The 25,954-nt window shown below is 73.3% G+C and carries 22 protein-coding genes and 1 pseudogene; 5 read left to right on the forward strand and 18 right to left on the reverse strand.

Annotation, left to right across the window (positions count from 1 at the left end; all coding sequences use genetic code 11):
- Positions 1-33: 33 nt before the first annotated feature.
- The 8 genes and pseudogenes from FSY66_RS04620 to FSY66_RS04650 all read right to left on the reverse strand — a co-directional run bounded on the left by FSY66_RS04620 (position 34) and on the right by FSY66_RS04650 (position 8,437).
- Positions 34-1,350 carry a hypothetical protein gene (locus FSY66_RS04620; protein WP_144791733.1) on the reverse strand — a complete coding sequence of 439 codons (1,317 nt, stop codon included), beginning with the start codon at positions 1,348-1,350 and terminating at the stop codon, positions 34-36.
- Entirely contained in the window at positions 1,347-2,435 is a 1,089-nt protein-coding gene (locus FSY66_RS04625) for a glycosyltransferase (RefSeq protein WP_186304414.1), read from the reverse strand. Before FSY66_RS04625 ends, FSY66_RS04620 begins: the two co-directional genes overlap by 4 nt.
- The gene (locus tag FSY66_RS12815; protein ID WP_313955538.1) at positions 2,432-2,956 is read right to left on the reverse strand and encodes a sugar phosphate isomerase/epimerase family protein; all 525 of its coding nucleotides are present in this window, start codon (positions 2,954-2,956) and stop codon (positions 2,432-2,434) included. Before FSY66_RS12815 ends, FSY66_RS04625 begins: the two co-directional genes overlap by 4 nt.
- Positions 2,957-3,374: 418 nt before the next feature.
- Positions 3,375-4,604 (reverse strand): annotated as a pseudogene (locus tag FSY66_RS12820) (N-acetylneuraminate synthase family protein); the annotation flags it as partial.
- Positions 4,605-4,731: 127 nt separating this feature from the next.
- Complete coding sequence (locus FSY66_RS04635) at positions 4,732-5,439, reverse strand: acylneuraminate cytidylyltransferase family protein (RefSeq protein WP_144791737.1); 708 nt, start codon at positions 5,437-5,439, stop codon at positions 4,732-4,734.
- The gene (locus FSY66_RS04640) at positions 5,436-6,116 is read right to left on the reverse strand and encodes a hypothetical protein (RefSeq protein WP_144791739.1); all 681 of its coding nucleotides are present in this window, start codon (positions 6,114-6,116) and stop codon (positions 5,436-5,438) included. Before FSY66_RS04640 ends, FSY66_RS04635 begins: the two co-directional genes overlap by 4 nt.
- A 354-nt stretch (positions 6,117-6,470) precedes the next feature.
- A complete protein-coding gene (locus FSY66_RS04645) occupies positions 6,471-7,460 on the reverse strand; it encodes a glycosyltransferase family protein (RefSeq protein ID WP_144791741.1) in 990 nt (329 codons plus the stop codon).
- Positions 7,448-8,437, reverse strand: a complete 990-nt coding sequence (locus FSY66_RS04650; RefSeq protein WP_144791743.1) for a glycosyltransferase family 2 protein — start codon at positions 8,435-8,437, stop codon at positions 7,448-7,450. The genes FSY66_RS04645 and FSY66_RS04650 overlap by 13 nt, the downstream gene beginning before the upstream one ends.
- A 190-nt stretch (positions 8,438-8,627) precedes the next feature.
- Here FSY66_RS04650 and FSY66_RS04655 point away from each other — a divergent pair, with 190 nt between their 5' ends.
- Both FSY66_RS04655 and FSY66_RS04660 read left to right on the forward strand, forming a co-directional pair.
- Complete coding sequence (locus FSY66_RS04655) at positions 8,628-10,304, forward strand: tyrosine-protein kinase domain-containing protein (protein WP_144791745.1); 1,677 nt, start codon at positions 8,628-8,630, stop codon at positions 10,302-10,304.
- Positions 10,305-10,331: 27 nt separating this feature from the next.
- Positions 10,332-11,555, forward strand: coding sequence for a hypothetical protein (locus FSY66_RS04660; RefSeq protein ID WP_144791747.1), 1,224 nt, complete (start codon positions 10,332-10,334; stop codon positions 11,553-11,555).
- On the opposite strand, the gene FSY66_RS04665 is transcribed toward FSY66_RS04660, so the two are convergent.
- Positions 11,521-12,108: an arsenate reductase/protein-tyrosine-phosphatase family protein gene (locus tag FSY66_RS04665; protein WP_144791749.1), complete on the reverse strand. Its 588-nt coding sequence runs from the start codon at positions 12,106-12,108 to the stop codon at positions 11,521-11,523. The two genes, FSY66_RS04660 and FSY66_RS04665, sit on opposite strands and share 35 nt — an antisense overlap.
- 263 nt (positions 12,109-12,371) lie before the next feature.
- Here FSY66_RS04665 and FSY66_RS04670 point away from each other — a divergent pair, with 263 nt between their 5' ends.
- Entirely contained in the window at positions 12,372-13,925 is a 1,554-nt protein-coding gene (locus tag FSY66_RS04670; protein WP_144791751.1) for a sugar transferase, read from the forward strand.
- Positions 13,926-13,971: 46 nt separating this feature from the next.
- Here FSY66_RS04670 and FSY66_RS04675 read toward each other — a convergent pair whose 3' ends face one another.
- From FSY66_RS04675 to ileS, 3 genes are read right to left on the reverse strand one after another with little or no spacing between them, the layout of a single operon-like run.
- Positions 13,972-14,421, reverse strand: coding sequence for a DUF4233 domain-containing protein (locus FSY66_RS04675; RefSeq protein ID WP_144791753.1), 450 nt, complete (start codon positions 14,419-14,421; stop codon positions 13,972-13,974).
- A gap of 4 nt (positions 14,422-14,425) precedes the next feature.
- Positions 14,426-15,847, reverse strand: a complete 1,422-nt coding sequence (locus tag FSY66_RS04680) for a bifunctional folylpolyglutamate synthase/dihydrofolate synthase (RefSeq protein WP_144791755.1) — start codon at positions 15,845-15,847, stop codon at positions 14,426-14,428.
- Complete coding sequence (gene ileS, locus FSY66_RS04685; protein WP_144791757.1) at positions 15,844-19,254, reverse strand: isoleucine--tRNA ligase; 3,411 nt, start codon at positions 19,252-19,254, stop codon at positions 15,844-15,846. Before ileS ends, FSY66_RS04680 begins: the two co-directional genes overlap by 4 nt.
- Positions 19,255-19,688: 434 nt before the next feature.
- Here ileS and purU point away from each other — a divergent pair, with 434 nt between their 5' ends.
- Both purU and FSY66_RS04695 read left to right on the forward strand, forming a co-directional pair.
- The gene (gene purU, locus FSY66_RS04690) at positions 19,689-20,552 is read left to right on the forward strand and encodes a formyltetrahydrofolate deformylase (protein WP_222115510.1); all 864 of its coding nucleotides are present in this window, start codon (positions 19,689-19,691) and stop codon (positions 20,550-20,552) included.
- Between the two features lie 238 nt (positions 20,553-20,790).
- Entirely contained in the window at positions 20,791-20,997 is a 207-nt protein-coding gene (locus FSY66_RS04695; protein WP_144791761.1) for a hypothetical protein, read from the forward strand.
- Between the two features lie 14 nt (positions 20,998-21,011).
- Here the strand turns inward: FSY66_RS04695 and FSY66_RS04700 are convergent, their stop codons facing one another.
- The 6 genes from FSY66_RS04700 to FSY66_RS12825 form a co-directional block, all read right to left on the reverse strand.
- Positions 21,012-21,791 (reverse strand): SDR family oxidoreductase, encoded by a 780-nt coding sequence (locus FSY66_RS04700; RefSeq protein WP_144791763.1) that lies wholly within the window; start codon positions 21,789-21,791, stop codon positions 21,012-21,014.
- A gap of 147 nt (positions 21,792-21,938) precedes the next feature.
- Positions 21,939-22,298 carry a DUF488 domain-containing protein gene (locus FSY66_RS04705; protein ID WP_144791765.1) on the reverse strand — a complete coding sequence of 120 codons (360 nt, stop codon included), beginning with the start codon at positions 22,296-22,298 and terminating at the stop codon, positions 21,939-21,941.
- A 167-nt stretch (positions 22,299-22,465) separates the two neighbouring features.
- A complete protein-coding gene (locus FSY66_RS04710; RefSeq protein ID WP_144791767.1) occupies positions 22,466-23,254 on the reverse strand; it encodes an ABC transporter ATP-binding protein in 789 nt (262 codons plus the stop codon).
- The gene (locus FSY66_RS04715) at positions 23,251-24,276 is read right to left on the reverse strand and encodes an ABC transporter substrate-binding protein (protein ID WP_144791769.1); all 1,026 of its coding nucleotides are present in this window, start codon (positions 24,274-24,276) and stop codon (positions 23,251-23,253) included. Before FSY66_RS04715 ends, FSY66_RS04710 begins: the two co-directional genes overlap by 4 nt.
- A 63-nt stretch (positions 24,277-24,339) precedes the next feature.
- Entirely contained in the window at positions 24,340-25,497 is a 1,158-nt protein-coding gene (locus FSY66_RS04720) for a FecCD family ABC transporter permease (protein WP_260853458.1), read from the reverse strand.
- Positions 25,498-25,585: 88 nt separating this feature from the next.
- Positions 25,586-25,894, reverse strand: a complete 309-nt coding sequence (locus tag FSY66_RS12825; RefSeq protein ID WP_260853459.1) for an urea transporter — start codon at positions 25,892-25,894, stop codon at positions 25,586-25,588.
- Positions 25,895-25,954: the final 60 nt, after the last annotated feature.

The raw sequence follows: 25,954 nt of genomic DNA on the forward strand, positions 1-25,954 counted from the left end.
CGCCGCGATTGGCCAGCAGCCGGATCCCCGGCCTCACCGGGGCACCCATGCGCCGTCCGCTCGCGCGCGAGCCGTCGGCAGCGTGCCCTGAAGCCGCTCATGGCGCCGCTCCTGTCGGCGGCGACGGCGCTCGAGCTCCCAGAGCGCCATCGAGCCGCCGAGCACGACCATGGCCGGGACGGTCAGGAAGACCTCGCCCAGGCGGAAGGCGACCAGCAGCACCACGATCACCGAGGCCTGGGCGCATGTCGTGGCCCTCGTCGTGCGGACGACGGCGCCCGCTCCGAATCCCCCGAGGGCGAAGGCCGCCACCACGAGGGCCAGCAGAGGGATGCCGCCCTCGACGATCAGGGCCCAGTAGGAGTTGTGGAAGAAGAACGGCAGATGATCGGGCGGCAGGGTCACGACGGCCTCCCCTGCGCCGTCTCCCCAGGGCATCGCACCCTGCGTCTTGGTCCAGGCGGCCTCGTCGATCCGCTCGCGGAACCAGTCCGTGCCCGTCCGGTCCCCGAAGACGTCGAGCGTGGCCAGGTTCCGCTCCGCCCAGATGAACACGACGTAGAAGACGGCCAGCAGCGCGGCCCGCAGGAACGGACCGCCGCGTCCGCCGAGGGCGATCCAGGCCACGGCGAGGATCATGGCGGCCAGCCCGGTCCGCGAGCCGGTCTGGAAGACCAGCAGGAGCCCCACGGCCAGGCAGAGCCACCGCTGCCACCGCCGGGGCAGGAAGGGCACGATCAGCAGCGGCACGATCGCGTAGACGAAGCCCGCGACGTTCTTGTCCATGAGATAGCCGGACAGGGCCCCGCCGTAGTTGTCGGGGGCGATTCCTGCGTAGAAGAGCACGGCGTTGACCAGCAGGCCCGCTCCCATGCCCAGGACGAGCGGCCGCAGCGGAACGCGTCCCGTGGCCAGCACGAGGGCGAACCAGAACAGCATGCCGATGCGGACCATGCGCCGCGTCCAGTCGACGTCTGCCGCGATCGACACGGCGAGCAGCCAGAGGAACGCCGCACTCAGCAGCGCCATGACGAGGGGCAGCCGTACCGGGCGCAGGCGCCCGGAGCGCAGCAGCGTGCCGACGATCAGGATGCCCATGACGGTCTCGCTGACCGGCAGGGCCGCCGGGAGCGCCGGCACGGAGTCCTCGACGATCAGCAGCATGCCCAGGACGAACACGAGGGGCGAGCGTCCCAGTGCCAGGCGGAAGTACTCGGCGGGCGAGCTCCAGGCCAGGACGGGAGCGCCCGACCCCGGGGCCCGCCGCTGCCCCGCCCCGTGCGGGGCCGCCCCGGGCGCTTCCGGCATCTGCGGGCGGTTCCATGGTCGGCGGATGGGCTCGGCGCTCATCGCAGGGCTCCCTTCACGATCCGGGCGATCCGGTGGGTCATGGTCTCGAGATCGGACACGGGCCGGGTCCCGATCTCCCGGCGGGTGACCCGTTCGAGCCCCGCCAGGATGTCCGGCGTGCAGGGCTGGGCGATCAGCGCCTCGGGTCGCAGGATCTCCGCGTTGCCGCCCACCTCGGTGGCCAGCGCGGGCATGCCCGCCGCCGCGGCATCGAGCAGGCTGTAGCTGAGATTCTCCCAGGCCGAGAGCTGGACCAGGACATCGTGAGCGGCCATTGCGGGCCACGGGTCCACCTGGCCGACGAAGGCCACCTCGCTGCCGAGGCCGGTGGAGGTGCTCAGCCGCTCCAGTGCCGCGCGCAGCGGGCCTTCCCCGGCGATCGTCAGACGGGCCTGCGGATCCCGTTCCAGGATCGCGGGCATCGCGCGGATCAGCGCGCCGATGTTCTTCTCGGGCGCCAGCCGGGACAGGGCGAGGATCCGCAGCCCGTGGCCGAGGCCGCGCCGGGGGCCCGCGCCCGCGGCAGCTCGCACGCGCTGCCCGTCCACGCCGTTGGGGACGACGGAGATCGGGCAGCCCGGATCCCAGACCCGGCGCACGACATCGCGGGTGGAGCGCGACACGGCGATGAGGTGGTCGACGCGCCGGAGCCGTGCGCGGTGCCCGGCCCGCGCGGCGGCCGCGCGGGGCCGGCTCGACTGGTACAGCCGCTGGTCCGGAGCGATGCCGTGCTCCGTGCTGATCAGAGTCGTGCTGCGATCGCCCGCGAGCGCGAGCGCGCCCATCAGATCGGCGTAGGCCAGGTGCGTGTGCACTGCCCGGGGGCGCAGCCTGCGCACCGCCCGGCGCAGGCTGCGCACCGAGATCGCCAGCCCGGCCTGCGGGCCCAGCTCGTCGGTCAGCACCGCGATCCCGGCGCGGCGGGCGCGCTGCGCCAGCGGCCCCTCGGGGCACAGGAGCACGGTGCGCAGACCGGGCAGGCCGTGGCCCAGGGCGTCGAGCACATGACGACCGACGCCGCCGAGCTCGGCGACGGGCACGACCCACAGCACGAGCGGGTCCGCCAGTGCTTCCGCGCCCCTCACAGCAGGGGCTCCAGCCGCTCCAGAGCGGTCCAGAACCCGGCGCCGCCGTCCACATGCCCCTGCCAGATCTCCGGGATGAAGCCGACGCCGGGGGCCAGCCGGTCGAGCTGCTCGGCGAGCACGGGCCAGTCGACGTCCCCCTCGCCCACCTGCACGCCCTCGCCGTCCACGCCCGTGCCGTCGACCAGGTGCAGGTGGCAGCTCAGCGGCGCCAGGGTCTCCACGGCCTCGGCGAACGAGAGGCCCAGGAAGGTCGCGGCCAGGCGGGTGTGGGAGATGTCCAGGCACAGATCGGTGCCGGTGCTGCGGGCGAAGTCCGCGGTGTCCGCCGGGTCCAGGAAGAGGTTGTGGAACTGCTGCCCGCCCATCAGCCACGGGAACGGCGGCAGCGTCTGCGCGGCCAGGCGCACCCCGGAGGCATCGAGCCGGCGCAGGGCGTCGGCGATGCGCTGGTACTTGTCGGCGCGCCGCTCGGGCGGCAGATGCCCGTCGGTGGTGAAGCCGCCCATGGTGACCACCATGATCGGGTCCTCGTCCTGGGTGAACCTCCCCCCGCAGGTGCCGGGTCACGTCGATGGTGCGCTGGACCTCCGCGATCGAGCGCTCCCAGTGCTCGGGATCGGTCGAGGACAGATCCACCAGGAAGTCGCCTGCGAAGAGGTCGGGCAGGTGCGTCGTGAACCCCAGCGGCAGCCTGGACGGCAGGGCGGCGTCGATGTCGACGTCCAGGTCCTTGTAGGAGAAGTGGAACTCGAGGAAGTCCGGGGCCGTGCTCTCGAGCAGCGCGGCCGCGTCGTGATAGCGCACGGGCAGCCCCCACGGCCGCTCGAAGCGATAGGCGCGGCCCCGGGGCGGGGCATCCGCCAGGTCGCCGTCGAAGAAGAAGTCGCCGGCGGCCATGTCGCGGTGCGCGGTCCGCCCGATGAGCTGGGGCAGCCGGTCCGGCTGCAGCCCGCGGCCGGGGCTGCGCACCTCGATATCGGCCTGACGCAGCCGCTGCCCGGCGGCGATGGGCCCGGCGGCGACGAGCGACTTGGCCAGGTTGCTGCGGTTCATCGCCTCGCCGGTCGAGACGCCGCGCTCGTCATCGGTGCCCATGGCCTGCTCGATGTCGCGGATCTGCCCCACCATCTGCCGGAGCTCGTCGGGCAGCAGGGAGACCCGGTGATCGGAGCCCTCGAGCTCGCGATCCACCGTGACGTGCTTCTCGATGATCTTGGCGCCGCGCGCGACGGCCGCGAGCGGGACGTGCCAGCCCCTCTCGTGGCCGGAGTACCCCACCGGCGCCGAGGTGATCTCGGCCAGGCGGTCCATGTAGGCGAGGTTCACGTCCTTGTAGGGGGCGGGGTAGGTCGACTGGCAGTGCAGCATCGCGAAGGGCACCCCCAGGGAGCGCACCAGTGCGGCGGAGTCGCGGATCTCGCTCTCGCGGCTCATGCCGGTCGAGATGATCAGCGGCAGCCCGTGGGAGCCGGCGGCGCGCAGCAGCCCGTGGTTGGTCAGATCCGCCGAGGCGATCTTCAGCGCCGGGATCCCGTAGCCGACCAGGGCCTCCACGCTGGCCTCGTCCCACGGCGTGCACAGCACCTCGATCCCGCGCTCGCGGGCGTGGTCGAAGACCGGGAAGAGCTGCTCGGCCGGCAGGGAGAACTTGGCGAGCAGGTCCAGGGTGTACTGCGCTCCCAGGTCCTCCCCCGCCGTCGACGTGCCCTCGCCGCGGTACAGCGTCCGCATGTCCCGCAGCTGGAACTTGACGGCATCGGCACCGGCGTCGGCGGACAGGTCCACGAGCCGCCGCGCCAGCTCGGCCGAGCCCTGGTGGTTGTTGCCGATCTCGGCGATCACGTAGGCGGGGCTGTGCTCGTCGATGCGCCGGTCCCCGATCCGCAGCTGGGCGGGGCGGTCGATCGCGATCGCGGTGATCCGCCCCCGGTCATCCAGGACCGGCAGATGGCTGGCGCCCGTCGGCAGGGCGGCGCGCATCTGGTCCTCGGTGGCCTCCGGGCCGACCGTGGCCGGATGCCGGTTGGCCACCTGCTCGACCGGGACCTCGAGATCCGCCTCCGGGTGCGCCACGATCCAGCGGCGGAAGTCCCCGTCCGTCAGGGAGCCCAGCAGCGTCCCGGTCCCGTCGACGACGAAGACGATGCGCTCGGCGTTGCCGGTCATCTTGCGCAGGGCCACCACGACGGACTCGTCGTGGAAGACCAGGTAGGCGGTGAGATGGCGTTCGATGATCACGGAAGGAGGATCCTCAGCTGCTGCGGATGGGGGGTGAGGGGCGGGGAGGCGAGGCTCAGCGGCCGAGTCGGTCGCGATGCGCGCGGACCTGCAGCTCGGCGAGCTGGAAGTCGAGCTCGGTGTCGATGTCGACGCCCTCGAGGGGATCGAGCTCGAAGAGCCCGATCCGTCCGCCCAGTCGGTTGTGCCGCTCGTCGTAGACCCAGGGACGGGTCACGTACAGCGACCCGTTCTCCCGGTAGCGCAGGTCCGCAGGCGTCATCTCCTGCCGGCGGAGGCGATGATCGACGTCGTAGGCGGGGCGGGCGCCGTCGCCGGGCTGCGGCCCGCGGGCCCACAGGAACGGCGACTCCGGCACGGCTCCGACCAGGGAGTCGAGCCCCTCGGCGCGCAGCTGCCGCACGGCCCGGTCCAGGGTCCCCGGCAGCCGCAGGGGGCTGGTGGCCTGCAGGAGCATCACGGCCTCCGGCTCGCCGCGGGTCAGCCGATGATCGGCGAGCGCGTGCTCGACGACCGGCTCGGTGGGCGTCGTGTCCTGGGCGAGCTCGGACGGGCGCAGGAAGGGGACCTCGGCCCCGGCCGATGCGGCGGTGTCCGCGATCCGCGGCGAGTCCGTGGAGACGACGACGCGCAGGTCCTCGTGCGCGGACAGCGCCGAGCGGATCGTCCAGGCCACGAGCGGCCGGCCGGCCAGATCGCGGATGTTCTTGCCCGGGACGCCCTTGGAGCCGCCCCGCACGGGGATCACGCACAGGATGGTCACCTCGGCTCTCCCGTCCTCAGGTGCTCGGCCACGGTCTCGGCGGGCTCGCGATCGCTCCAGCGCACGGGCGCGGTCGGCTCCTCGCCCCAGCGCGCGAGCCCGTAGCGGCGCCATACCTCCTCGAGCCAGGGCGGCGGATCGTCGTGGTGCACCCAGGCCCGGCGCCCGCGCTGGGCGGCCTCGAGGACGCCGGTCGAGAACACCGAGACCGCATCGGCCTGCAAGCGGGCCAGCGGCACGGCGGTCTCCTGGAACCGCGTGCCGCTGCGCAGCATCGCCGCGTGGATCGCGCGGCTGAGCAGATCGGTCTCCGAGGGATGCGGGCGGTAGACGGCCTGCGGGTTCCGCCGGAGGAACCGGACGGTCTGGCCCACGATCTCCCGGCGGGGCAGCTCACGGCCGTGCAGCTGTCCCAGGAAGACCAGCGGTCTGTGCGCCGCGGCCTCGGCGGGCCCCGACGACGCGGCCGCCTCCCACATCGCCTGGGAGCCGACGGGCAGGACCGTGATGTCGCGGCGGCCGCTCGCCCAGAACGCGCCGTCCTCGGCGGTGAACGACAGCAGCGTGGTGTCGGCCGGAAGCGGCGGGGCCCAGGGGGTCAGCAGGCCGTGCTGGACCACGACGCTGTCGAGCCCGCGCGCCGCGGCCCAGGTGCACGCGGCATGGCCGGCGGCCAACGCGGCGCCGATGCTCAGGACCCGCTCGACGCGGTGCAGGCGCGGGTCCTCCGGGTCCCAGACCGGCGCCGTCGACGCATCGGCCGCGACCCCCGTCCGTTCGAGGGGCCCCCGCGGGGCCCAGGTAGGCCACGTGGTCCTGATCGAGCCGCCGCGCCGGCTCCAGCACGGCCGCCCGGCTCGACGGCGTGGCGCTGTCGAGCGCGACCAGGAGGCGGGCAGGGCCGTCGGGCAGGACGATCCGCAGGTCGGAGGTCGGCGCCGGCCGCCCCCTGCGGCGCACGGCGGCCACGGCACGGCGGATGCCGGAGGGCCGCTCCCACCGCCGCCACTGCTCGAGGTCCTGCGGATGCCTCAGCCCCACAGCTGCTCCATCTGCTCGGCCCGGCGCACGAACGTGTGCTCGGCCAGGGTGCGCCTGCGGCCCCGCTCGCGGAGGGACCGCGCCCAGGCCCGGTCGCGGCGGATCCGGTCGACCTGCTCCTTCAGGTGGGCGGCGTCGTCGAAGACCAGGACCTCCCGGTCCGGCTCGTAGAACTCCGCCACGTCCCGCCGGTCGACCAGCTGGATCCCGCCGGCCCCGGGGATCTCGAACGTGCGCATCGTGAATCCGTCCTGTCGGCTGTGGGTGTTCAGCGAGGCGAGGCTGCCGGCCATCACGCCGTACCCGTCGGCCCGCTCGAGCTGCGGCCCGGTGGGCAGGCCCCGCACGGGGAGCATGCGGGTGGCCGCGACGTCCCGGGGGCGGCGGGACCAGTCCCGACCGTAGACCCGCAGAGGGACGCCCAGGCGGTGCGCCTCGACGAGCAGGCGCACCCGCTGGTCGTAGCGCGCTCCGATGAAGGAGACCGCCGGCTCCGGGCGCACCGCGAACCCGAGCAGGGAGTCGAAGGCGTTCGGCAGGTGATGGGCGTTGAGCCCCCTGGCGCGCATCGTCTCGACGTCGCCCGCGGAATAGGAGGCGATCACGGGCATCGTCTCGAGCCGCTGCCAGCTGTAGTCCATGCGCGCGACCTCGTCGTACAGCCACGTGAGCACCGAGGCCCCGCAGCTGTGCACGGCCTCCCACCAGCGCTCGTCGAGCAGATCCCCCTTGATCACCAGCACCCGGGCGGGTCGGACGGCATGCAGCCGCTCGACGGCGCGCCGGGACGGCTCTCCGCGCCACGGGGCCGGCACGAGGGCCGGGGGCAGGTCGTGCACCGCCTTGTTGCGCACCCGCGCGGCCGTCGTGGCGGGGCGGTCGTAGCTGTGCAGCACCGCCTCGTGCCCGGATCGCTCGAGGGCGCGCGCCACCGAGGCCCCGTAGCCGTGGAAGCGCGGCGCGACGATCAGAGTGCGCATCGGATCCCCCGTCGGATCAGCTGGAGCTCGGTGCGCAGCGTGGCCGCGGGCCGCACGGGGCTGCCGAGGCCGCGCCGGAGGCAGTTCGCCGCGAAGTTGACGACGCTGGCCGCGCCGAGCGCCGCCGCCAGCGCACGGGGGCGGCCCCATTTGCCCGCGTAGCGGAAGCGGGAGTCGACGAGCCACTGGCGTCGGCGCCCCGGATCGGACGAGCCGCCGCCGGCGTGCTCGACCCGCACGGAGGGGATGACGACGGAGGGGACCCCCGCGTGACGCAGCCTCAGCTGGAGGTCCACCTCCTCGCTGTTCATGTGGAAGGACTCGTCGAAGCCGCCGATCGCACGGACCTGCGCCACCGGCAGCAGCATGAGCGCACCCATGACCCAGTCCACCGCGATCGGGGCATCGGCCTCGACCGCCCGCATGTCGTGGCCCACCATCTCGTGCAGGAGCCGGTGGTGGCGCCAGCGCGCCAGCGGGGTCAGCCACTCGGTGACCTGGTGGGCGATCGTGGGGAAATGCCGCCCGGACCACTGCACGGCTCCACCGGGGCCCACGACCTGGGCACCGATGACGGCGGGCTGCCACGCGGCGGCCTGGTCCAGCAGCGCGGTGATCTGCTCCCCGTCGATGCGCAGGTCGGAGTTGAGGACCAGGGCCAGCGGGGTCCGCACCTGCTCCAGCCCGGTGTTCACCGCCGCGCCGAACCCTCCGTTGCGCTCGCGGCGGATGACGCGCACGGCAGGAGCGCCGGCCCCCGCACCGGCATCGCGGGCCCCTGACGGATCGGCAGGGAAGGCATTCCCCGGAAAGGGGGACGGCGAGCAGTCGTCGGAGATCACGATCTCCTTCAGCCGAGGGGCCGGATGCTCGCGCAGAGCGGTCGCGAGAGCCTGCGCCTCGACCGGGTCGCCGTAGAAGGGGATGACAGCCGTCACCGCATCTGCCCAGGTCAGCGGAGCCTCGGTGTCCGGCATAGCGCAGTTCAGCCCCTTAGGATCGTTCGGGTGCGATGACGCACGAGCATCGCCCGCCCCCATCCCCTGTCGGGCAGATGGTCCAGAAATTATCATATACTCTTGCATGCACTTCTCGGCGTCGAGGCGGCGTCCCCGTCCATCGGAGGCCGCCCCCGGTGCCGCCCTCCCCCAGCACAGAAGGCCTCCCGTGACTCAGCCGATCATCGCGCCGGATCTGGACAGCACCCCCTCGATCGCAGATCAGCTGCGCTCGGGGCTGCGGCTGCTCATCATGCACTGGAAGGCGATTCTCGGCATCCTCCTGGCCAGCCTGCTCGTGGCGGGCCTGGTGACGCTGCTGATGCCCAAGACGTACTCGGCGACCAGCAAGACCATGGTCGTCGCCGGCGGCGCCACCAGCCTGGCGAACTACGAGACCGCGCAGACCCTGGCCGCGAGCAAGGCCGAGACCTACAGTGCGGCGGTCGGCTCCCCCGAGGTCGATGCACTGGCCCAGGAGCGCCTCGGCGGCGTGGAGCCCTCCGGCGTCGACGTCTCGGTCGCCCCCGGCACCACCGAGATCGATGTGGTCGGCCGGGCCTCGACGCCCGAGGACGCGGTGGTCGTGGCCGACGCCTATGCCGAGGCCCTCTCCGAGCACGCCGCCTCGATCGAGGCGACGATGGCCCAGGGCCAGGAGGTCCCCACCGGCGAGGACGCGGAGGGGATGACCGAGCAGGAGCTGGCCGTCCAGGAGGCCATCGTCGACGGCAACCTCGTCCAGATCGTCCCGCTGAGCAGCGCGACGCCTCCTGCGAGCCCGTCGTCGCCGGACCTGCAGCGCAATCTGCTGATCGGGCTGGCCGCGGGGCTCGTGCTGTCCCTGCTCTACGTCTTCCTCCGGCATGCCTTCGATCGCAAGATCCGCTCCGGCGATGCCGTCGAGGCGCAGACCGGCCTGCCGCTGCTGGGCACCATCCCGGTGGACTCCCGCCTGTCCGGCTCGCGTCAGCTCGTGCCGCTGAAGACCTCGCGCAAGGACAACCGCGGCTGGGCCACGGCCGAGGCCCTGCGCCTGCTGCGCACGAACCTCGCCTTCTCCAATGTGGACCGCCCGCCGCGCTCGATCGTGGTGACCTCGTCCATCTCCGGCGAGGGCAAGTCGGCCGTGACCGCCAACCTGGCCTCCGCCCTGGGCGCTGCGGGTCAGCCCACCCTCGTGATCGACGCCGACCTGCGCCGGCCCATGCAGGCCGAGTTCTTCGGCGTCCCGGGCGGGGCCGGGCTCACCGACGTCCTCTCCGGCGGCGCCCGCGTCGAGGACGTCCTGCAGCCGGGCCCGCAGGGCTCCAACCTGTGGGTGCTGACCTCCGGGCGCACTCCCCCGAACCCCTCCGAGCTGCTCGGCTCCGAGTCCATGCGCACGCTGATCGCCGAGCTCTCGCGCGAGTTCACCGTCCTGCTGGACACGCCCCCGGTCCTGCCGGTCACGGATGCCGCCGTCCTCGCCCGCAGCGCCGACGGCGTGATCCTGGTGGGCCAGGCCGGACGCACCAACCTCGAGGACATCCGCAAGGCGGTCGCCCGCCTCCGCGGGCTCAACGTGACGATGCTGGGCGTCGTGGTCAACCGCGTGCCGCGCAAGGGCTCGGCGGCCAAGAGCTACGGCCACTACTCGGACACCTACTACTACGCCCGCAACGGCGAGTCCCGCAGGAAGTCCCGCTCGGAGAGGTCCGAGCGCTCGGGCTCCTCCGCGGCGTCGACGTCCGCGGCGGCGGCCCCCGAGGTCGGGACGGCGCCCCAGCAGACGGCCGAGCCGGTCGGCTCGTCGACGACCGAGGCCCCGGACGGGCCCTGGGGCGGCGACGCCCGCAGCAGCTGATCCGACGACGCCCCGAATGAGGACCCCATGAGCCAGCAGCCCCGGCACGAGCAGACCGTCGAGCTGGCCCTGGGGACGCGGACCGTGCTGTCGGTCACCGGGCTGGACGAGCAGGAGGCGCGCGTCCTGCGCCGGGACTGGAGCCGCTGCCTGGCACCCGCCGAGGATCCGGCACGGGTGCGCTCGGTCGAGCTCGCCCGACGGGGCCCGCAGGGCGAGGCGCTGCCGTGGCCGGACTTCCACGAGGAGCTCGTCCAGCGGGCCACGCGCGAGACCATCGAGGACGGCCGGGGCCGTCGCCTGCTGCTGCATGCCGCAGCCCTGGCGGGACCGGACGGCCGGGCCGTCGTCCTCGCCGCGGCCAGCGGGACGGGCAAGACGACGGCGGCGCGGCGACTCGGCCGGCATCTGGGCTATCTCAGCGATGAGACCGCCGCCATCGAGCCGGCCGGGCAGGAGCCCCCGGAGATCGTCCCGTTCCCCAAGCCCCTGTCGGTCCTGGACGGCTCCGGGCTGCGGCCCAAGCACCAGACCGGGCCCGATGAGCTCGGACTGCTGCCGGCCCCCGACTCCCGACTCGCGGCGCTGGCCGTGCTCGAGCGGGTCCCGCCCGAGGCGCTGGAGCGACCCGCGGCGGAGGACCTGCCGCTGCACCGGGCGCTCGAGCTGCTCGTGCCGCAGACCTCGTCGCTGGCCGAGCTGGACCGCGGGGTGCTGCGGCTCATCCGGGTGATCGAGCAGGCCGGGGGCGTGCGCCTGCTGCGCTACTCCGAGGCCGAGCAGCTGGACGAGCTGATCCGCCAGGCCCTGGACCAGGGCTGTCGGCCCGCCCGCGCTCCGGCGCACACGGCCCGGCCCCTTCCGGAGGCCGAGCTGGCGCCCCCGGTCGGCGAGCCCGCCCCGGGCTACGGGATGCTGCGCCGGCGTGCTGTCAGCGATGCCGTCGAGCTCGAGTGCCCGTCGCCCGTGCTGGCGCTGCTGCGCGGGCGCAGCTTCCACCTGATCGCCGGTCTCGGCGAGGCGCTGTGGCGCGCCGCCCCGGGCTGGATCCCCCTGGATCGGGCCGTCGAGCAGCTGTGCGCCGATCCGCAGGCGCCGCCGGGGGCCCGCGGGCTCGTGCTGGACGCCGTCCGGCAGCTCGCGGAGCAGGGGGTCATGGAGCTCTCGGGCCCGCCCTCCGCGCTGGGGCTGATCCCCTCGCCCGGAGCGCAGGCCCTCAGCCCCGGCGCATGCGACGCTCCCACATCGTGACCGTCTCGACCGCGGCGTCGAGCTCGCGAGCCATCCTGCCGAAGGCCTCGGGGCCCTGCCGATAGGGATCGGCCACCTCGAGGGCCCGGCTGCGGACCTGGGCCCGCAGCGGCGCCAGGGCATCGGGCAGCCGCTCCCACCGCGTGCGCGAGCGCCGCGGCCCGTCCCCGCCGCGCAGACCGGCCTCCGGGAGCGCGCCCTGGGCCTCCAGCAGCGCGGCGAACTCCCGCACCGTGAACACGCGCTTGAGGGCTCCGGGGACCAGCTCGACCACTGCCCGCCGGTGGGCGAGCTCGGCGGTCAGCACGATCTGGGCCGCCCGCACCTCGGCCTCCTCCAGATCCCGGGCGCGGAAGCTCCCGCCGTCGATCCCCCGGCGCGCCAGCTCCCGGCGGCTGCCCGGCTCCATGGGTGCGCCGAGCAGCGCGGCGGTGCCCGTGCTGCGGACCTCGAATCCGCCCGGGGCCGTCTCCTCGAGCGCGGCCTGCAGCCGACGCTCCAGATAGGGGGAGCGGCACACGTTGCCCGTGCACACGGCCAGGATGCGGATCATGGCTGCCCATTATCCCGGGATGCGCATCGGTCGACGACCAGCGCCCCCCCTCGGCGGATGCGTTGTCCCCTGATATGGGTTCCGGTAGGATGACATGACAACGCATGGAATCGTTGAGGGTCGCGTATTCTCGTTGCGTTCTCATACACGTCGACGACCCGGTCGTCGACGGCGGCCGCCCCCGAGGCCGCGATGGGTGAAACGGGCTCCCCGTCTGTCCTCGCGCACGCACGAGCCCCCCACGTGATCCGCAGGACTCCCCCGTGAAGCAGACTTCCGCCCCCGAGCGCGACCGCGCCCCGGCACAGCCCGGCGCCTCGGTCGCCGACCCGTGGACGTTCGACCGACCGTGGCACCGCCATCTGCTGCGCACCGTCCGGCTCGTGGATCTCGGCGCGCTCGGCGCAGCGGCCGTGATCAGCCACCTCGTGCGCTTCGGCCCCGACCCCGCCGCCACGAGCCCGGGCGGGCTGCCCTACGCACTGATCTCGCTGACGGTCATCGCCGTGTGGTGGATGGCCCTGGGGCTCAGCGACTCGCGCAGCCTCCGCCTGCTCGGCACCGGCTCCGCGGAGTACCGGGCCGTCGTCAACGGCTCGATCGCCGTCTACCTCCTGGCCACGACGACGAGCTACCTGCTGCTGCTCCAGCTCGCCCGCGGCTACGTCGTGGTGCTGTTCCCCCTGGGAGTCGCGCTGCTGCTCCTGGGGCGACGGCAGGTCCGCGTGCGGCTGTCCCGCGCCCGCGCCGAGGGCCGCGGCCTGCGCCGGGTCATGCTGGTCGGCGGCGCCGGGTCGGTCGCGGCCATCGGCCGGGCCATGGACCGCACCCCGTCTGCGGGCTACCGCCCCGTGGCCCTCGTGCTCCCCGACGGCGGAGTCCCCCACGACGCCGAGCTGCCGGCTCTGCGCGGGCGCCAGGACGTCCCCGGGATCGTCGCGATGGCCCGCGGCACCGGGGCCGAGGCCGTCGCGCTGACCGGCTCCGATCCGCTGCCCAGCGAGACCCTCAACGACCTGACCTGGGCCCTGCACGAAGCCGGCATCACCGTCATCATGGCCCCGTCGCTGATGGGCATCACCAGCCCGCGCACGGTGCACCAGCCCTTGGCGGGCATGGCGCTGATCCAGCTGCCGGCCCCCGAGAGCGCCGGCTGGCGGGCGACGTCCAAGCGCCTGTTCGACGCCGCGGTGGCGGCGCTCGGCCTGATCGCCGTGGCCCCCCTGCTGCTCCTGCTGTGCGTGCTGATCCGGATGGACAGCCCCGGCCCGGCGATCTTCCGCCAGGAGCGCGTGGGCCGCGACGGGCGCACCTTCCAGATCCTCAAGCTGCGCACCATGGTGACCGACGCGGAGGACCGTCTCGCCGAGCTGATGGTGCGGGAGCAGTACTCGGGCGACGGCCTGTTCAAGATGGCGCAGGATCCCCGCATCACCCGCGTCGGCGCGCTGCTGCGCCGCACGAGCCTGGACGAGCTGCCGCAGCTGATCAACATCCTGCGCGGCGACATGAGCCTCGTGGGGCCGCGGCCTCCCCTGCCCCGCGAGGTGGCCCTGTACGACACCCGCACCCGCGGCCGCCTGCTGGTCCGCCCCGGGCTGACCGGCCTGTGGCAGATCTCCGGGCGCTCGGACCTGTCATGGGACGACTCGGTGCGCCTGGACCTGCTCTACGTCGAGCAGTGGTCGATGGTCCAGGACCTGCTCATCCTGCTGCGCACGGGACGCGCCGTCATCACGGGCCGCGGCGCCTACTGGGCCGCCGCGGTCCCAGCGCCCTCCGCGCGCGGCGAAGGACGCCGCCGACACCGATCGTGATCGGCGTCGGCGGCGTCCTCCCACCGCATCCCGGGGCCGGGCGGGCTCAGTCCAGCCCGTGCTCCCGGTCCCACGCGAGCTCGGCCTCGTAGCGCTCGCGCTTCTCGCGATCCAGGCGCCGGCCCGTGCGCAGGGAGTACCACCACAGCACGACGAACAGCGCGCCGATCAGGAACATGGCGGGGAGGATGAACCCGGTGGCCAGCAGGACGGCCTGCAGGACCCAGCCGAAGGCCGGGCCCCAGGACCTGCTGACGCGGCCGGCGGCCACGACGAACAGCGCCGCCAGGACCACGGCGCCGATCAGCGCCGCGACGCGCCCGGGGTGGCCCTCGCCCCACAGCCCGAACAGCGCCAGGCCCCCGAAGAACGCGACGAACGCCTCCATGAGCAGGGTCGTGGCCCCGAACATGACCGTCACGGAGGCCGGCTTCTTGCGCTGCCCGGGGCGCCATTCCCGCTGGGCCCGGCTGAGTCCGCGCTTGCGCTGAGCCATCGGCTCACCTCCCCAGGATCTCGCGGGCCTCGCCCGCGACGGTGATGGACCCGGTGATCAGCACCGCTGACTCGCCCGTGCCGCCGGCCTCGCCCCGGGCAGCGGCCAGGGCCGCCTCGACGGCCTCGCCGACGGTCTCGGCCGTGCGCACGGAGGCCTCGTCGTAGCCCAGGGCGATCGCGGCCTCGGCCAGCTCCTCCGGAGCCACGGCGCGCGGAGAGCCCGACCGGGTGAACCACCACTGGGTGCTCGCGTGGCCGTAGCCGTCGTGCAGGGCCCGCAGGATGCCGTCGACGTCCTTGTCGGCCAGCACTCCCACGACCGCGTAGAGCCGCTCCGGGTGGAAGGCCTCCACGAGCCCCTCCGCGCTGGCCTTCACGCCGTGCGGGTTGTGCCCGGCATCGAGGATCACCGGCGGCGACGGCCGGAGCAGCTCGAGCCGCCCGGGCGAGGTCATGGCCGCGAAGGCATCGCGGACGACCTCGATGTCCAGGGCCTTCTCGCCGCCGCCCACGAAGGCCTCGACGGCGGCCACGGCCAGGGCGGCGTTCTCGGCCTGGTGCGCGCCGAGGATCGGCAGCAGCAGCTCGTCGTACTCCCCCGCCAGACCCCGGATGGAGACCTGCTGGCCGCCCACGCCGGGGACCCGCTCGGAGGGGCCGAACTCGACGCCCTCGAAGCGGAAGGGGATCCCCAGCTCCCGAGCGCGATCGAGCAGGACGTCGGCGACCTCGGGCTGCTGGGCCGCGGAGACCAGGAAGCCGTCCGGCTTCAGGATCCCGGCCTTCTCGTGGGCGATGTCCTCCTCGGTGTCGCCGAGCAGATCGGTGTGGTCCAGGTCGATCGGGGTGACGACCGAGACGGCGGCGTCGGCCACGTTGGTGGCATCCCACTGACCGCCCAGGCCCACTTCCAGGACCACGATGTCGACGGGGGCGTCGGCGAAGATCGCGAAGCCCAGGACCGTCAGCAGCTCGAAGTAGGTCAGCCGGGGCTTCCCCTCGGCCTCCAGGCCGGAGTCCACGACCGAGATCAGCGGCGCGATCTCGGAGAACACCCGCACGAACGTCTCCTCGGTCACCGGAGAGCCGTCCACGCAGATCCGCTCGGTGACCGACTGCAGGTGCGGCGACGTGTAGCGGCCCACGCGCAGGTCCTGCGCGAGCAGCAGGGCCTCGATCATCCTCGCCGTCGACGTCTTGCCGTTGGTGCCGGTGATGTGGATGACCGGGGTCGCGCGATGCGGGTCGCCGAGCAGCTCGACGGCCTGCTCGACCGCCTCCATGCGCGGCTGCATGGCGGATTCCGGCGCGCGGGCCAGCAGCTGCCGGTAGACGTCCTCGACCGATCCGACCGTCGGGGCGGCCCAGACCGAGTCGTCCTGCGACAGCTGCGAGGCGCCCAGGTCCGAGGGATCGCTGCTCATCGTGCTCCTTCCGGCGCGGCCGCGGCCTCGACGGCCACCGTGATGCCCGCCTGCTCGGCGTCGGCCGCCTCGATCAGCTCGAGCTCGACCGACAGCGTCTCGCCGGCGACGAGATCGCGGTGGGCGTCCACGGCGGCGACGACGGCCGGCGTGTCCGTGATCGTGGTGCGGATCCGGTCCGAGACCTGCAGCCCGGCGTCCTTGCGGGCCTGCTGGACGGCCCGGACCATGTCCCGGGCGACGCCCTCCGCCTCGAGCTCCGGGGTCAGCGCCGTGTCGAGGACCAGGAAGCCGCCGCCGGGCAGGACCGTGACGGCGGAGTCGGCCGCGGCGTCGTCGCCGACCACGGTCTGCAGCTCGTACTCGCCCTCGGCCAGCTCGACGCCGCCGGCGGCCACGGTGCCGTCCTCGGCCGCGGACCAGTCACCGGACTTGGCGGCCTTGATCACGGCCTGCACGCCCTTGCCCAGGCGCGGGCCCGCGGCGCGGGCATTGACCTTGAGCTGCTGGGAGATGCCGTAGTCGGCAGGGCTGGTCTCGGCGGCGTCGCGCAGCGTGACCGACTTGAGGTTGAGCTCATCGGCCACGATCGACTCGAAGGTCCCGGCCAGGGCCCTGCCGTCCGGGACCACGACGGTCATCCCGGCCAGGGGCTGGCGCACGCGCAGGCGGTGGGCCTTGCGCAGGGAGGACCCGGCCGAGCACACGGCGCGCGTGGCCTCCATGAGCTGCACCAGGCGCTCGTCGTCCGCCGAGTGCGGGAAGAGATCGGCATCCGGCCAGTCCGTCAGGTGGACGGAGCGGCCGCCGGTCAGCCCGCGCCAGATCTCCTCCGAGATCAGCGGCAGCAGCGGCGCCGCGATGCGCGCGGTCGTCTCGAGGACCGTGTGCAGCACGTCGAAGGCCGCGGCGTCCTCGTCGTAGAACCGATCCCGGGAGCGGCGCACGTACCAGTTGGTGACCAGCTCCATGTGCGAGCGCAGGGTCTCGGCCGCTCCCCAGATGTCGTAGTCGCCGAACCGGCGCCCGACCTCGCGCACGGCGGTCCCGGTGCTGGCCAGCACGTAGCGGTCCATCACGTTCTCGGAGGTGTGCCGCGGCCGTGCGTCGTGGCCCCGGCCGCCGTTCGCGGCGTTGGCGTAGAGGCTGAAGAAGTTCCAGGTGCTCCACAGCGGCAGGAGCATCTGGCGGGTGCCCTCGCGGATGCCCTCCTCGGTCACGATGAGGTTGCCGCCGCGCAGGATCGGGCTGGACATCAGGAACCAGCGCATGGCATCGGCGCCGTCGCGGTCCAGGACCTCGGTGACGTCGGGGTAGTTGCGCAGGGACTTGGACATCTTCTGCCCGTCGGAGCCCAGGACGATGCCGTGGGAGATCACGTTGCGGAACGCCGGGCGGTCGAACAGCGCCGTGGCCAGGATGTGCAGCGTGTAGAACCAGCCGCGCGTCTGGCCGATGTACTCGACGATGAAGTCGCCCGGGTTGTGCGTCTCGAACCACTCGCGGTTCTCCATGGGGTAGTGCACCTGGGCATAGGGCATCGACCCCGAGTCGAACCACACGTCCAGGACCTCGGGCACGCGGCGCATGGTGGCCTCCGGGTGATCCGGGTTCGGCCGGGTCAGCGCGTCGATCCAGGGACGGTGCAGGTCCACCTCGCCCTGGGCATTGCGCGGCAGCTCGCCGAAGTCGGCCTCGAGCTCGGCCAGCGAGCCGTAGACGTCGCGGCGCGGGTGGGCCGGGTCGTCGGACTCCCACACCGGGATGGGCGAGCCCCAGTAGCGGTTGCGCGAGATCGACCAGTCGCGGGCGTTCTCCAGCCACCGGCCGAACTGCCCGTCCTTCACGTTGCCGGGGATCCAGTTGATCTCCTGGTTGAGCTCGACCATGCGCTGCTTGATGCGCGTGACCTCGACGAACCAGGAGTCCACGGCCCGGTAGATCAGGGGGTTGCGGCAGCGCCAGCAGTGCGGGTACGAGTGCGCGTAGGACTGCTGCTTCACCAGCAGGCCCCGCTCGCGCAGATCGCGGATGATCGTGCGCGCGACCTCGGGGTCGAACACGTTGTGCCCGGCGATGGGTCCCAGCGGGGTGCCGGGCAGCACGGAGCCGTCGGCGAACCAGCCGTGGAACTCGCCCGACTCGTCCACGGAGAGCACCACGGGGATGCCGTGGGCCGCACAGGCGATCTGGTCGTCCTCGCCGTAGGCCGGGGCCTGGTGGACGATGCCCGTGCCGTCGGTCGTGGTGACGTAGTCGGCCGCGAGGATCTGCCACGAGTGCTCGAGCGCCTGGCCCGGGGCCGGGGCCACGGCCGAGTCGGGCAGACCGCGCAGGTACTCCCACAGGGGGTCGTAGCGCAGGCCCTTGAGCTCGGAGCCCCGGAGGCCGCGCTCGACGGCGGCCGCGGCGGACTCGGCGGCCGTCGCCGCCGGCGCGTCCGCGGTCTTCTCCGCGGCCTCGTAGCCCAGGGCCTCGGCATGGGCCGCCAGCAGGTCGCGGGCCACGAGGAACCGGCGGCCCTGCAGCTCGCCGCGCCCCGGGACCAGCACGTAGTCGATCTCCGGCCCGACCGCGAGCGCCTGGTTGGTCGGCAGCGTCCAGGGGGTCGTCGTCCAGGCCAGCGCCTCCGCGCCCTCGAGGTCCCGGGCCAGCGCGCGGGCGCCCGCGGCCTCGTCGTCGAGCTCGGAGGGCTGGACCTCCCCGTTCAGGCGGAAGGCGACCGTCACGGACTGGTCGGTGCGCTCCTGGTAGACGTCCTCGTCCATGCGCAGCTCGTGGTTGGACAGCGGCGTCTCGTCCTTCCAGCAGTACGGCAGGACGCGGTAGCCCTTGTAGACGAGCCCCTTGTCGTCGAGGGACTTGAAGGCCCCGATGACCGACTCCATGTACTCGACGTTGAGGGTCTTGTAGTCGTTCTCGAAGTCCACCCAGCGCGCCTGACGGGTGACGTAGTCCTGCCACTCGGAGGCGTAGGCCATCACGGACTCGCGGCAGGCGTCGTTGAAGCGATCGATGCCCATGGCCTCGATCTGGGCCTTGTCCGTCATGCCCAGCTGCTTCATGGCCTCGAGCTCGGCGGGCAGGCCGTGGGTGTCCCAGCCGAAGCGGCGCTCCACGCGACGGCCCTGCTGCGTCTGGAAGCGGGCGACGAGGTCCTTGACGTAGCCGGTGAGCAGGTGGCCGTAGTGCGGCAGGCCGTTGGCGAACGGGGGGCCGTCGTAGAAGACGAACTCGTTGGAGCCGTCCTCGCCGGCCGGGCGCTGGTCGATGCTCGCCTGGAAGGTGCCGTCCTGCTTCCAGTGCTCGAGCACGCGCTGCTCGATCTCCGGGAAGCGGGGGGAGGCGGGAACTCCCCGGCCCTCGCCGGCGCCTGCCTTGGGGTACAGGGGATGCTGCTCGCTCATGCGGTCCGTCCTGATCGTCGCGTCGTCCTCGCCCCGGGGACGGAGTCCTCGGGACCTGCTGCAAGGACGCCGTCCCCGCCTTCACGACGGGCCGACGCGGTACCACCTCGCTTGCCCGCGATGCTCCCCGTGTCCGAGGAGCCGCCGCCCGTGCCGGGCGGCGGCGGGCCGCTCCATTCCGGGCTGTGTCGGGCCCGACCCGTTCGGCTCTACTGAGGGCCCCGGGCCCCGTTCTTCCGAAGAGCTCCCCGGTGATGGCCGGATCCGTGCTCGCTGTCGGTGTCGATTGTAGGCCACGGCGCCGCCCGCGGCGCACCCGCTCCGGCCCCGCCTGTGCGACGATGTCGGGCGGTCCCCGCGCCCCGGCGCCCGCAGCGTCCGGGGCCGCCCCGTCGCCTCGCCCCTTCGTCCCGTCGTCCTCCCGAGGAAGTGCCGTGCTCCAGCGCATCGTCCGCGTCTCCTGCCCCGACCGTCCCGGGCTGGTCTCGATCATCACCACCGCGTTCGCGGACCGCGGCCTGAACATCCACCAGCTGGACCAGTTCACCAACGACGGCTCGTTCTTCGTCCGCGCGGTGATCGAGGCGCCCGCCGAGCGCTTCGGCTCGCCCGAGGCCGAGGACGACGAGTTCCGCCGGCTGCGCGACCGCCTCAGCGCCTCGCTCGACGACGCGGAGGTCGAGATCCGCCCGTGCCCGGCCGACCAGCGCATCGTGGTGCTGGCCTCGCGCACCGACCACTGCCTCAACGAGATGATCCGACGCGACCTGACCGGCCAGCTCGGCGGGCACGTGGTGAAGGTCGTGGCCAACCACGACGTCCACCGGAGGCTGTGCGAGTTCCACGGCATCCCCTTCGAGGCCGTCCCGCACGAGGGGCTGAGCAAGCCGGAGCACGAGGCCGCCGTCCTGGCCGCGATCGGCGAGGAGGCAGACGTCATCGTCCTCGCCCGCTACATGCGCATCCTCTCCGACGACTTCCTGCAGCGGGCGCCGGCGCCGATCATCAACATCCACCACTCGTTCCTGCCGTCGTTCATCGGCGCGAATCCGTACCAGCGCGCCCACGACCGCGGGGTCAAGATGATCGGGGCGACCGCCCACTACGTGACCGCGGACCTGGATGAGGGCCCGATCATCGAGCAGGACGTCACCCGCGTCCACCACGGGCAGAGCAAGGACGACCTCGTCCAGGCCGGCGCCGATGTCGAGCGCACCGTGCTGCACCGAGCGGTCCAGGCGCACTGCGAGGGGCGGATCTTCCTGGACGGCGATCGCACGGTGGTCTTCGGCGCCTGAGGGCCGTCGGGCGGCACCTCCCGACGAGATCCCCGGCCGGCCCGGCGCGCGAGGCGCAGGTCACAGGCCGATGGCCTCATCGCACGGCGGATGTGATCCATCTCAATGGATCATCACAGGGTGATCCGATCGTTATCGGTTTGTGCCTGCCCGCGCCCACGAGGCGGGCACGAGGTCGCTACGTTGGTCCCTGTTCTTCTTCCGGGCCCGACGATCAGCACAGCAGGAGGTGCCCCGCATGACCGATGCCCTGACCGGCCGAGCCCTCCTGACGGCGGCCCTGACCTTCCTGCTGGTGCTCAGCGTCCTGGCGGGCGTCGGCGCCTACGCCTCGAACGTGTACACGCAATGCCGCTCCGCCGACGTCGGCTCGTTCGTCTCCGACGTCCAGGCCTTCCACTCCGAGGAGGGCTGCGAGCTCGCCGGCTCGCCCTACGGCCGCTGAGGCGCCGGCTGCGCTCAGCCCTTCCGGATCATCTTGTGCGGCGCCGCCTGCGCGACCGGCTTGATGGTCACGGTGTCCAGATCCACGTGGTGCGGCAGGTTCACCGCGAAGGCGCAGACCTCGGCCACGTCCTCGGCGGTCAGCGGCTTCTGCACCCCGGCGTAGACCTTGTCGGCGGCCTCCTGGTCCCCGCCCAGGCGCATCAGCGAGAACTCCTCGGTGTGCACGAGTCCCGGGGCGATCTCGACGACGCGCAGGTTGTTCTCGGCCTCCTCCAGGCGCAGGGCCTCGGTCATGGCGCGCTCGGCGTACTTGGCGGCGTTGTAGCCGGCGCCGCCCTCGTAGGCGCGCCAGCCGGCGATCGAGGTCAGGTTCAGCACGGTGCCCTCGCCGTTGTCGCGCAGGGCCGGCAGGAACGCGCGGATCAGGCGCATGGTGCCCATGACGTTGACGTCGTACATGAACTGCCAGTCCGCGTCCTTGGCATCGGCCACCCGGTCGACGCCGCGGGCCCCGCCGGAGATGTTCAGCACGGCGTCCACCGTCCCATGGTCGGCCAGCACGCGGTCGCGCACGGCATCGACCTGGTCCTGGTCGGTGAGGTCGGCGGGCGCGGCCACCGCGCCGGTCTCCTGCGCCAGCGCCTCGAGCCGGTCGGCGCGGCGGGCGACGACGTAGACGGCCCAGCCGTCGGTGCGCAGACGACGGGCCGTCGCGGCGCCGATGCCGGTCGAGGCACCGGTCACCACGGCGACCATCTGGCGTCCTGCGGCATTCGTCTTCACGGCGTCCATGATGTGCTCCTTCTCGCTCGAGAGGTCTCTGCGGGCGGCGGCACCGGGCCCTCCCGGCGCGTCCTCCGCCTCGCTCGGCGACGCTACCCAGCAGCCCTCCGCCGAGCCACGCCCAGTGATGCCCACCCTCCTCCCCGCCGAGCGGGATCAGAGGTGGTCGCGCAGCCAGTCGCGCAGGATCACCGCGTGGTTGTGCTCGTCGTCCTTCGCGCCGTAGAGCAGGGTCACCCGCTGCGGGCGCTCGTCGCGCAGCTGCGCGGCGAGGTCCTGGGCGGCGTCGCTGTCGTCGAGCTCGGCGCGGTAGCGGTCGCCGAACTCCTCGAACTTCTCGGGGTCGTGATCGAACCACTTCCGCAGGTCGGTGCTCGGCGCCACGTCCTTCGGGTGCCCGTCGAGCTCGGCGTCGTCCTTGGCCACCCCGCGCGGCCAGATGCGATCGACGAGCAGGCGCAGGCCGTCGTCCTCGGCCGGCTCGTCGCGGACCTTCTTGATCTCCACATGCGTCATGGCTCGACTCTACGCGCCGGGAGCTGCGCACCGAGCTCCGCCCGCCCGGGGTCGCGCCGGCCGGTCGCAGGGCGGTGCTCGCACGACCGGCCCCCGGAAGGACGAGGACATGCCCCGCCCCGGCGATCGCCGCCGCCGGCCCCGCGGCGACTGCCGGCAGGGGCGCCTCAGCCCGTGCCTGCTCGCCCCTCCCCCGGGCCGAAGGCCAGGTGGATCTGCTCGTCCGCCAGCCGCCGCACCCCGATGCCGTAGACGGGCTCCAGGATCTCCGGGCGCAGCACGTCCTGCGGCGCCCCGGCCGCCGCGACGCGCCCGCCGTCCAGCAGCACGAGCTCGTCGCAGTACCGGGCGGCCAGGTTCAGGTCGTGGAGCACCACGATGCTCGTGCGGGCCAGGCTGCGCACCGTGGCCAGCACCTCGTGCTGGTAGCGGATGTCCAGATGGTTCGTGGGCTCGTCGAGCAGCAGGTGATCGGTCTCCTGGGCCATGGCGCGGGCGATCATCACGCGCCGCTGCTCCCCTCCCGACAGGGCCGACAGCGGCCGCCCGGCCATGGGCAGCAGGCCGACCCGCTCCAGAGCGGTCTGCGCGGCGGCCCGGTCGGCCGCAGACCACCCGCCGAGACCGCCGAGTCCTCCCCGCGAGCGCCGCGGCAGCCGGCCCAGCAGGACCATCTCGGCCGCACTCAGATCGACGGCTGCCTCCTGCTCCTGAGCCACCACGGCGATGCTGCGAGCCACGTCGCGAGCGCTCATCCGGGACAGCTCGACGCCGTCCACACGCACCGACCCGGACCGCGGCCTCAGCCGCCCGTGCAGCAGCCGCAGGACCGTGGACTTCCCGCTGCCGTTGGGCCCGATCAGTCCGACGACGCGTCCGGGCGCCGTCGCCACGTCGACCCCGTCGACGGCGAGGACGCCGCCGTAGGAGCAGGTCAGCTGCGAGGCCTCGATCATGCGACGAACCGCTCCACGATCTTCTCGAGCCCGTCCACGGTCTGCGGGGTGGCCGGCTCCGTCTCGTTCATCGGCATCGCCAGGATCCGGTCGTCGGCCACGGCGGAGATCCGATCGGATCCCGGGATGTCGGCCATCGACTCCTCGACGGCCCGGGGATCGCCCTCGGCGTAGAGCAGGATCAGCACGTCGGGATCGCGACCGGCCAGCTCCTCGGGCGACACCTCGACCACGCGGTCGTCGACGTCGGCGAACACGTTCTCCAGCCCCGCCGCCTCGAGCTGCGGGGCGGCCATGCTGTGCGCGCCGTAGGCGTAGGTGGTCCCGCCGCCCACCGTGGGGTACAGCACTGCCGCGCTCAGGGGCTCGTCCTGATCTGCCGTCGCCTCGTCCACCCTCCGCTCGACATCGGCGACGCGCTGCTCGAGCCGGCCGATCGCCTCCTCCGCCTCCTGCTCGCGGTCGAAGACCGCGCCGTGCACGCGCAGCTGGTCGTAGACGTCGTCGAAACCGGGGTCCTCGATGCCCCCGGGGCACAGGGCCGGCTCCTCGAGCACGGGGATCCCCACCGACGACAGCGACGAGGCGCCCAGGTTCTCGACCTGGCCCATGACCACATCGGGCTCCTGCGCCATGACCGCCTCCTGGGACAGGTGCAGATGACCGCTCGCATCGACGTCGCCGCCCAGCGAGGGGATGGCCTCGACCTCCGCCGTCGTGGCGTCGTCGTAGGACTCCATCGGATAGGCGCCCGCCTTGGCCACGGCCCGATCGAGCACCCCGAGCTCGTGCAGGGCCGGCACGGAGGCACTCTTGAGCAGCACTGCTCGCTCCGGCGCCTGCTCGAAGGTCACGTCCTCGCCGCAGCTGCTCACCGTCACCGGGTAGTGGCCGTCCCCGCCGGACGCCGACGACGGCGCAGGCCCCTCCCCCTGGCCGCAGCCGCCGAGCGCGAGGCCGGCGGCCGCGAGCATCGCGACGGCGGACAGCGGACGACGGGTGCGGGGGCGGGACGGGGACATTCAGGACCTTCGTTCGGTGAGCGGCGGATGGGTCGGCGGTCGATCGGGGATCTGCGTCGTCGGTCAGTGCGCCGCGGCGCCCGGGCGCATGCGGCGGATCAGGATCAGCAGGAACGGGGCTCCCAGCAGGGCGGTGATGATGCCGATGGGCAGCTCCTGCGGCTGCAGCACCGTCCGAGCCGCCAGATCGGCCAGCGTCAGCAGCAGGGCGCCCAGCAGCGCGGCCGCGGGCACGGCCGCGGCGTGGGCCGAGCCGACCAGCCGCCGGGCCAGGTGCGGCATGATCAGCCCGACGAAGCCGATGCTGCCGGAGGCGGCCACCAGGACGCCGATGCACAGCGAGACCAGCACCAGCAGTGCGGCCCGGGTGCGCTCGGGGGCCACCCCCAGGGAGTGGGCCGTGTCGTCGCCGAGGGCCAGGGCGTCCAGTCGCCGTCCCTGCAGCGCAAGGAGCGCGACGGTCACCGAGGCGATGACGACGACGGCGGCCAGCGGCGTGCCCCACGAGGCCAGCGACAGCGAGCCGAGCAGCCAGAACATGACCGAGCGGGTGCCCTCCGCGCTGCCGCTGGCGAAGATCAGGAAGCTCGTGAGCGCATTGAGGGCGTAGCCCACGGCCACTCCGGCGAGCAGCAGTCGCACCGATGTCAGCCCGCCGCCGGTGCGGGCGGTCGCATACACCAGCAGGGAGGCGCCCAGTGCCCCCAGGAACGCGGTGGCCTGCAGGGTGTGCTCCCCGCCGCCGAGGCCGATGCCGAACAGGATGGAGGCCGCCGCTCCGCACGAGGCGCCCGAGCTGATGCCGAGCAGCTGCGGATCGGCCAGGATGTTGCGCACCATGGCCTGCAGCGCCATGCCGCACACTGCCAGTCCTGCCCCGACGAATGCGCCGAGCAGCACCCGCGGGGCGCGCACCTCCCAGATGATCGCCTCCTGCGTGGGAGTCGCCGCCGGGCCGAGCCTGGTGCCCAGCACGTGCTCGGTGAGCACGCCCACCACTCGCGCCGGGCCGATGCTCACGGAGCCCGCTCCCACCCCCAGGACGAGCGCCGCCCCCAGGGCGACGGCCAGAGCTGCGATCCACAGTGCCGCGCGACGACGACGCCGACCCAGCACGCCGGTGATCGTGCTCCCGGGGGCACGGACGGCGTCGTCCACGGCGGCGGGGGCATCCGCTCCCGGAGCGGGCCCCTGGGCCGGCTGATCCTCCAGCTGCGTCACGATGGGACTTCCTGACTTCTCGTATCGGTGCTCCTCGTCGGGAGTCGGCGCCGGGGTGCGGCCGCCTGTCGCGCGGCCGAGAGGTCGCCTAGATCTGGTCGGCCCCGAGCGCCCGGGGCTCCTTCGCCGGGGGCTCGGAGCCGCGGGCGAGCATCCCGCGCCCGATCAGCACCGCCCACAGCGAGAGGACGAACGGCCACGTGTAGGTGGGGACGGGCAGAGGCTCCAGGGCCCAGCGCAGCACGACCGCCGCGGCGACGCCGAGCAGAGCCCACAGCAGCCGCTGGGCGATGCCTCGCCCCGGGGAGAATACCGACCCGACCGCGATGGCCACGAGCACGGCGCTGTAGCCGTTCAGCCCGGTCGACATCGCGGCCATGTCCCCGGTGATCGCCAAGCCGATCCCCAGCGCGACCGCTGCCCCGAACAGCCCCCCACAGACCTGCGGATGCCGCGC

Origin of the sequence: Kocuria palustris (genome assembly GCF_007666205.1) — a bacterium.
GTDB classification, from domain to species: Bacteria; Actinomycetota; Actinomycetes; order Actinomycetales; family Micrococcaceae; genus Kocuria; species Kocuria palustris_A.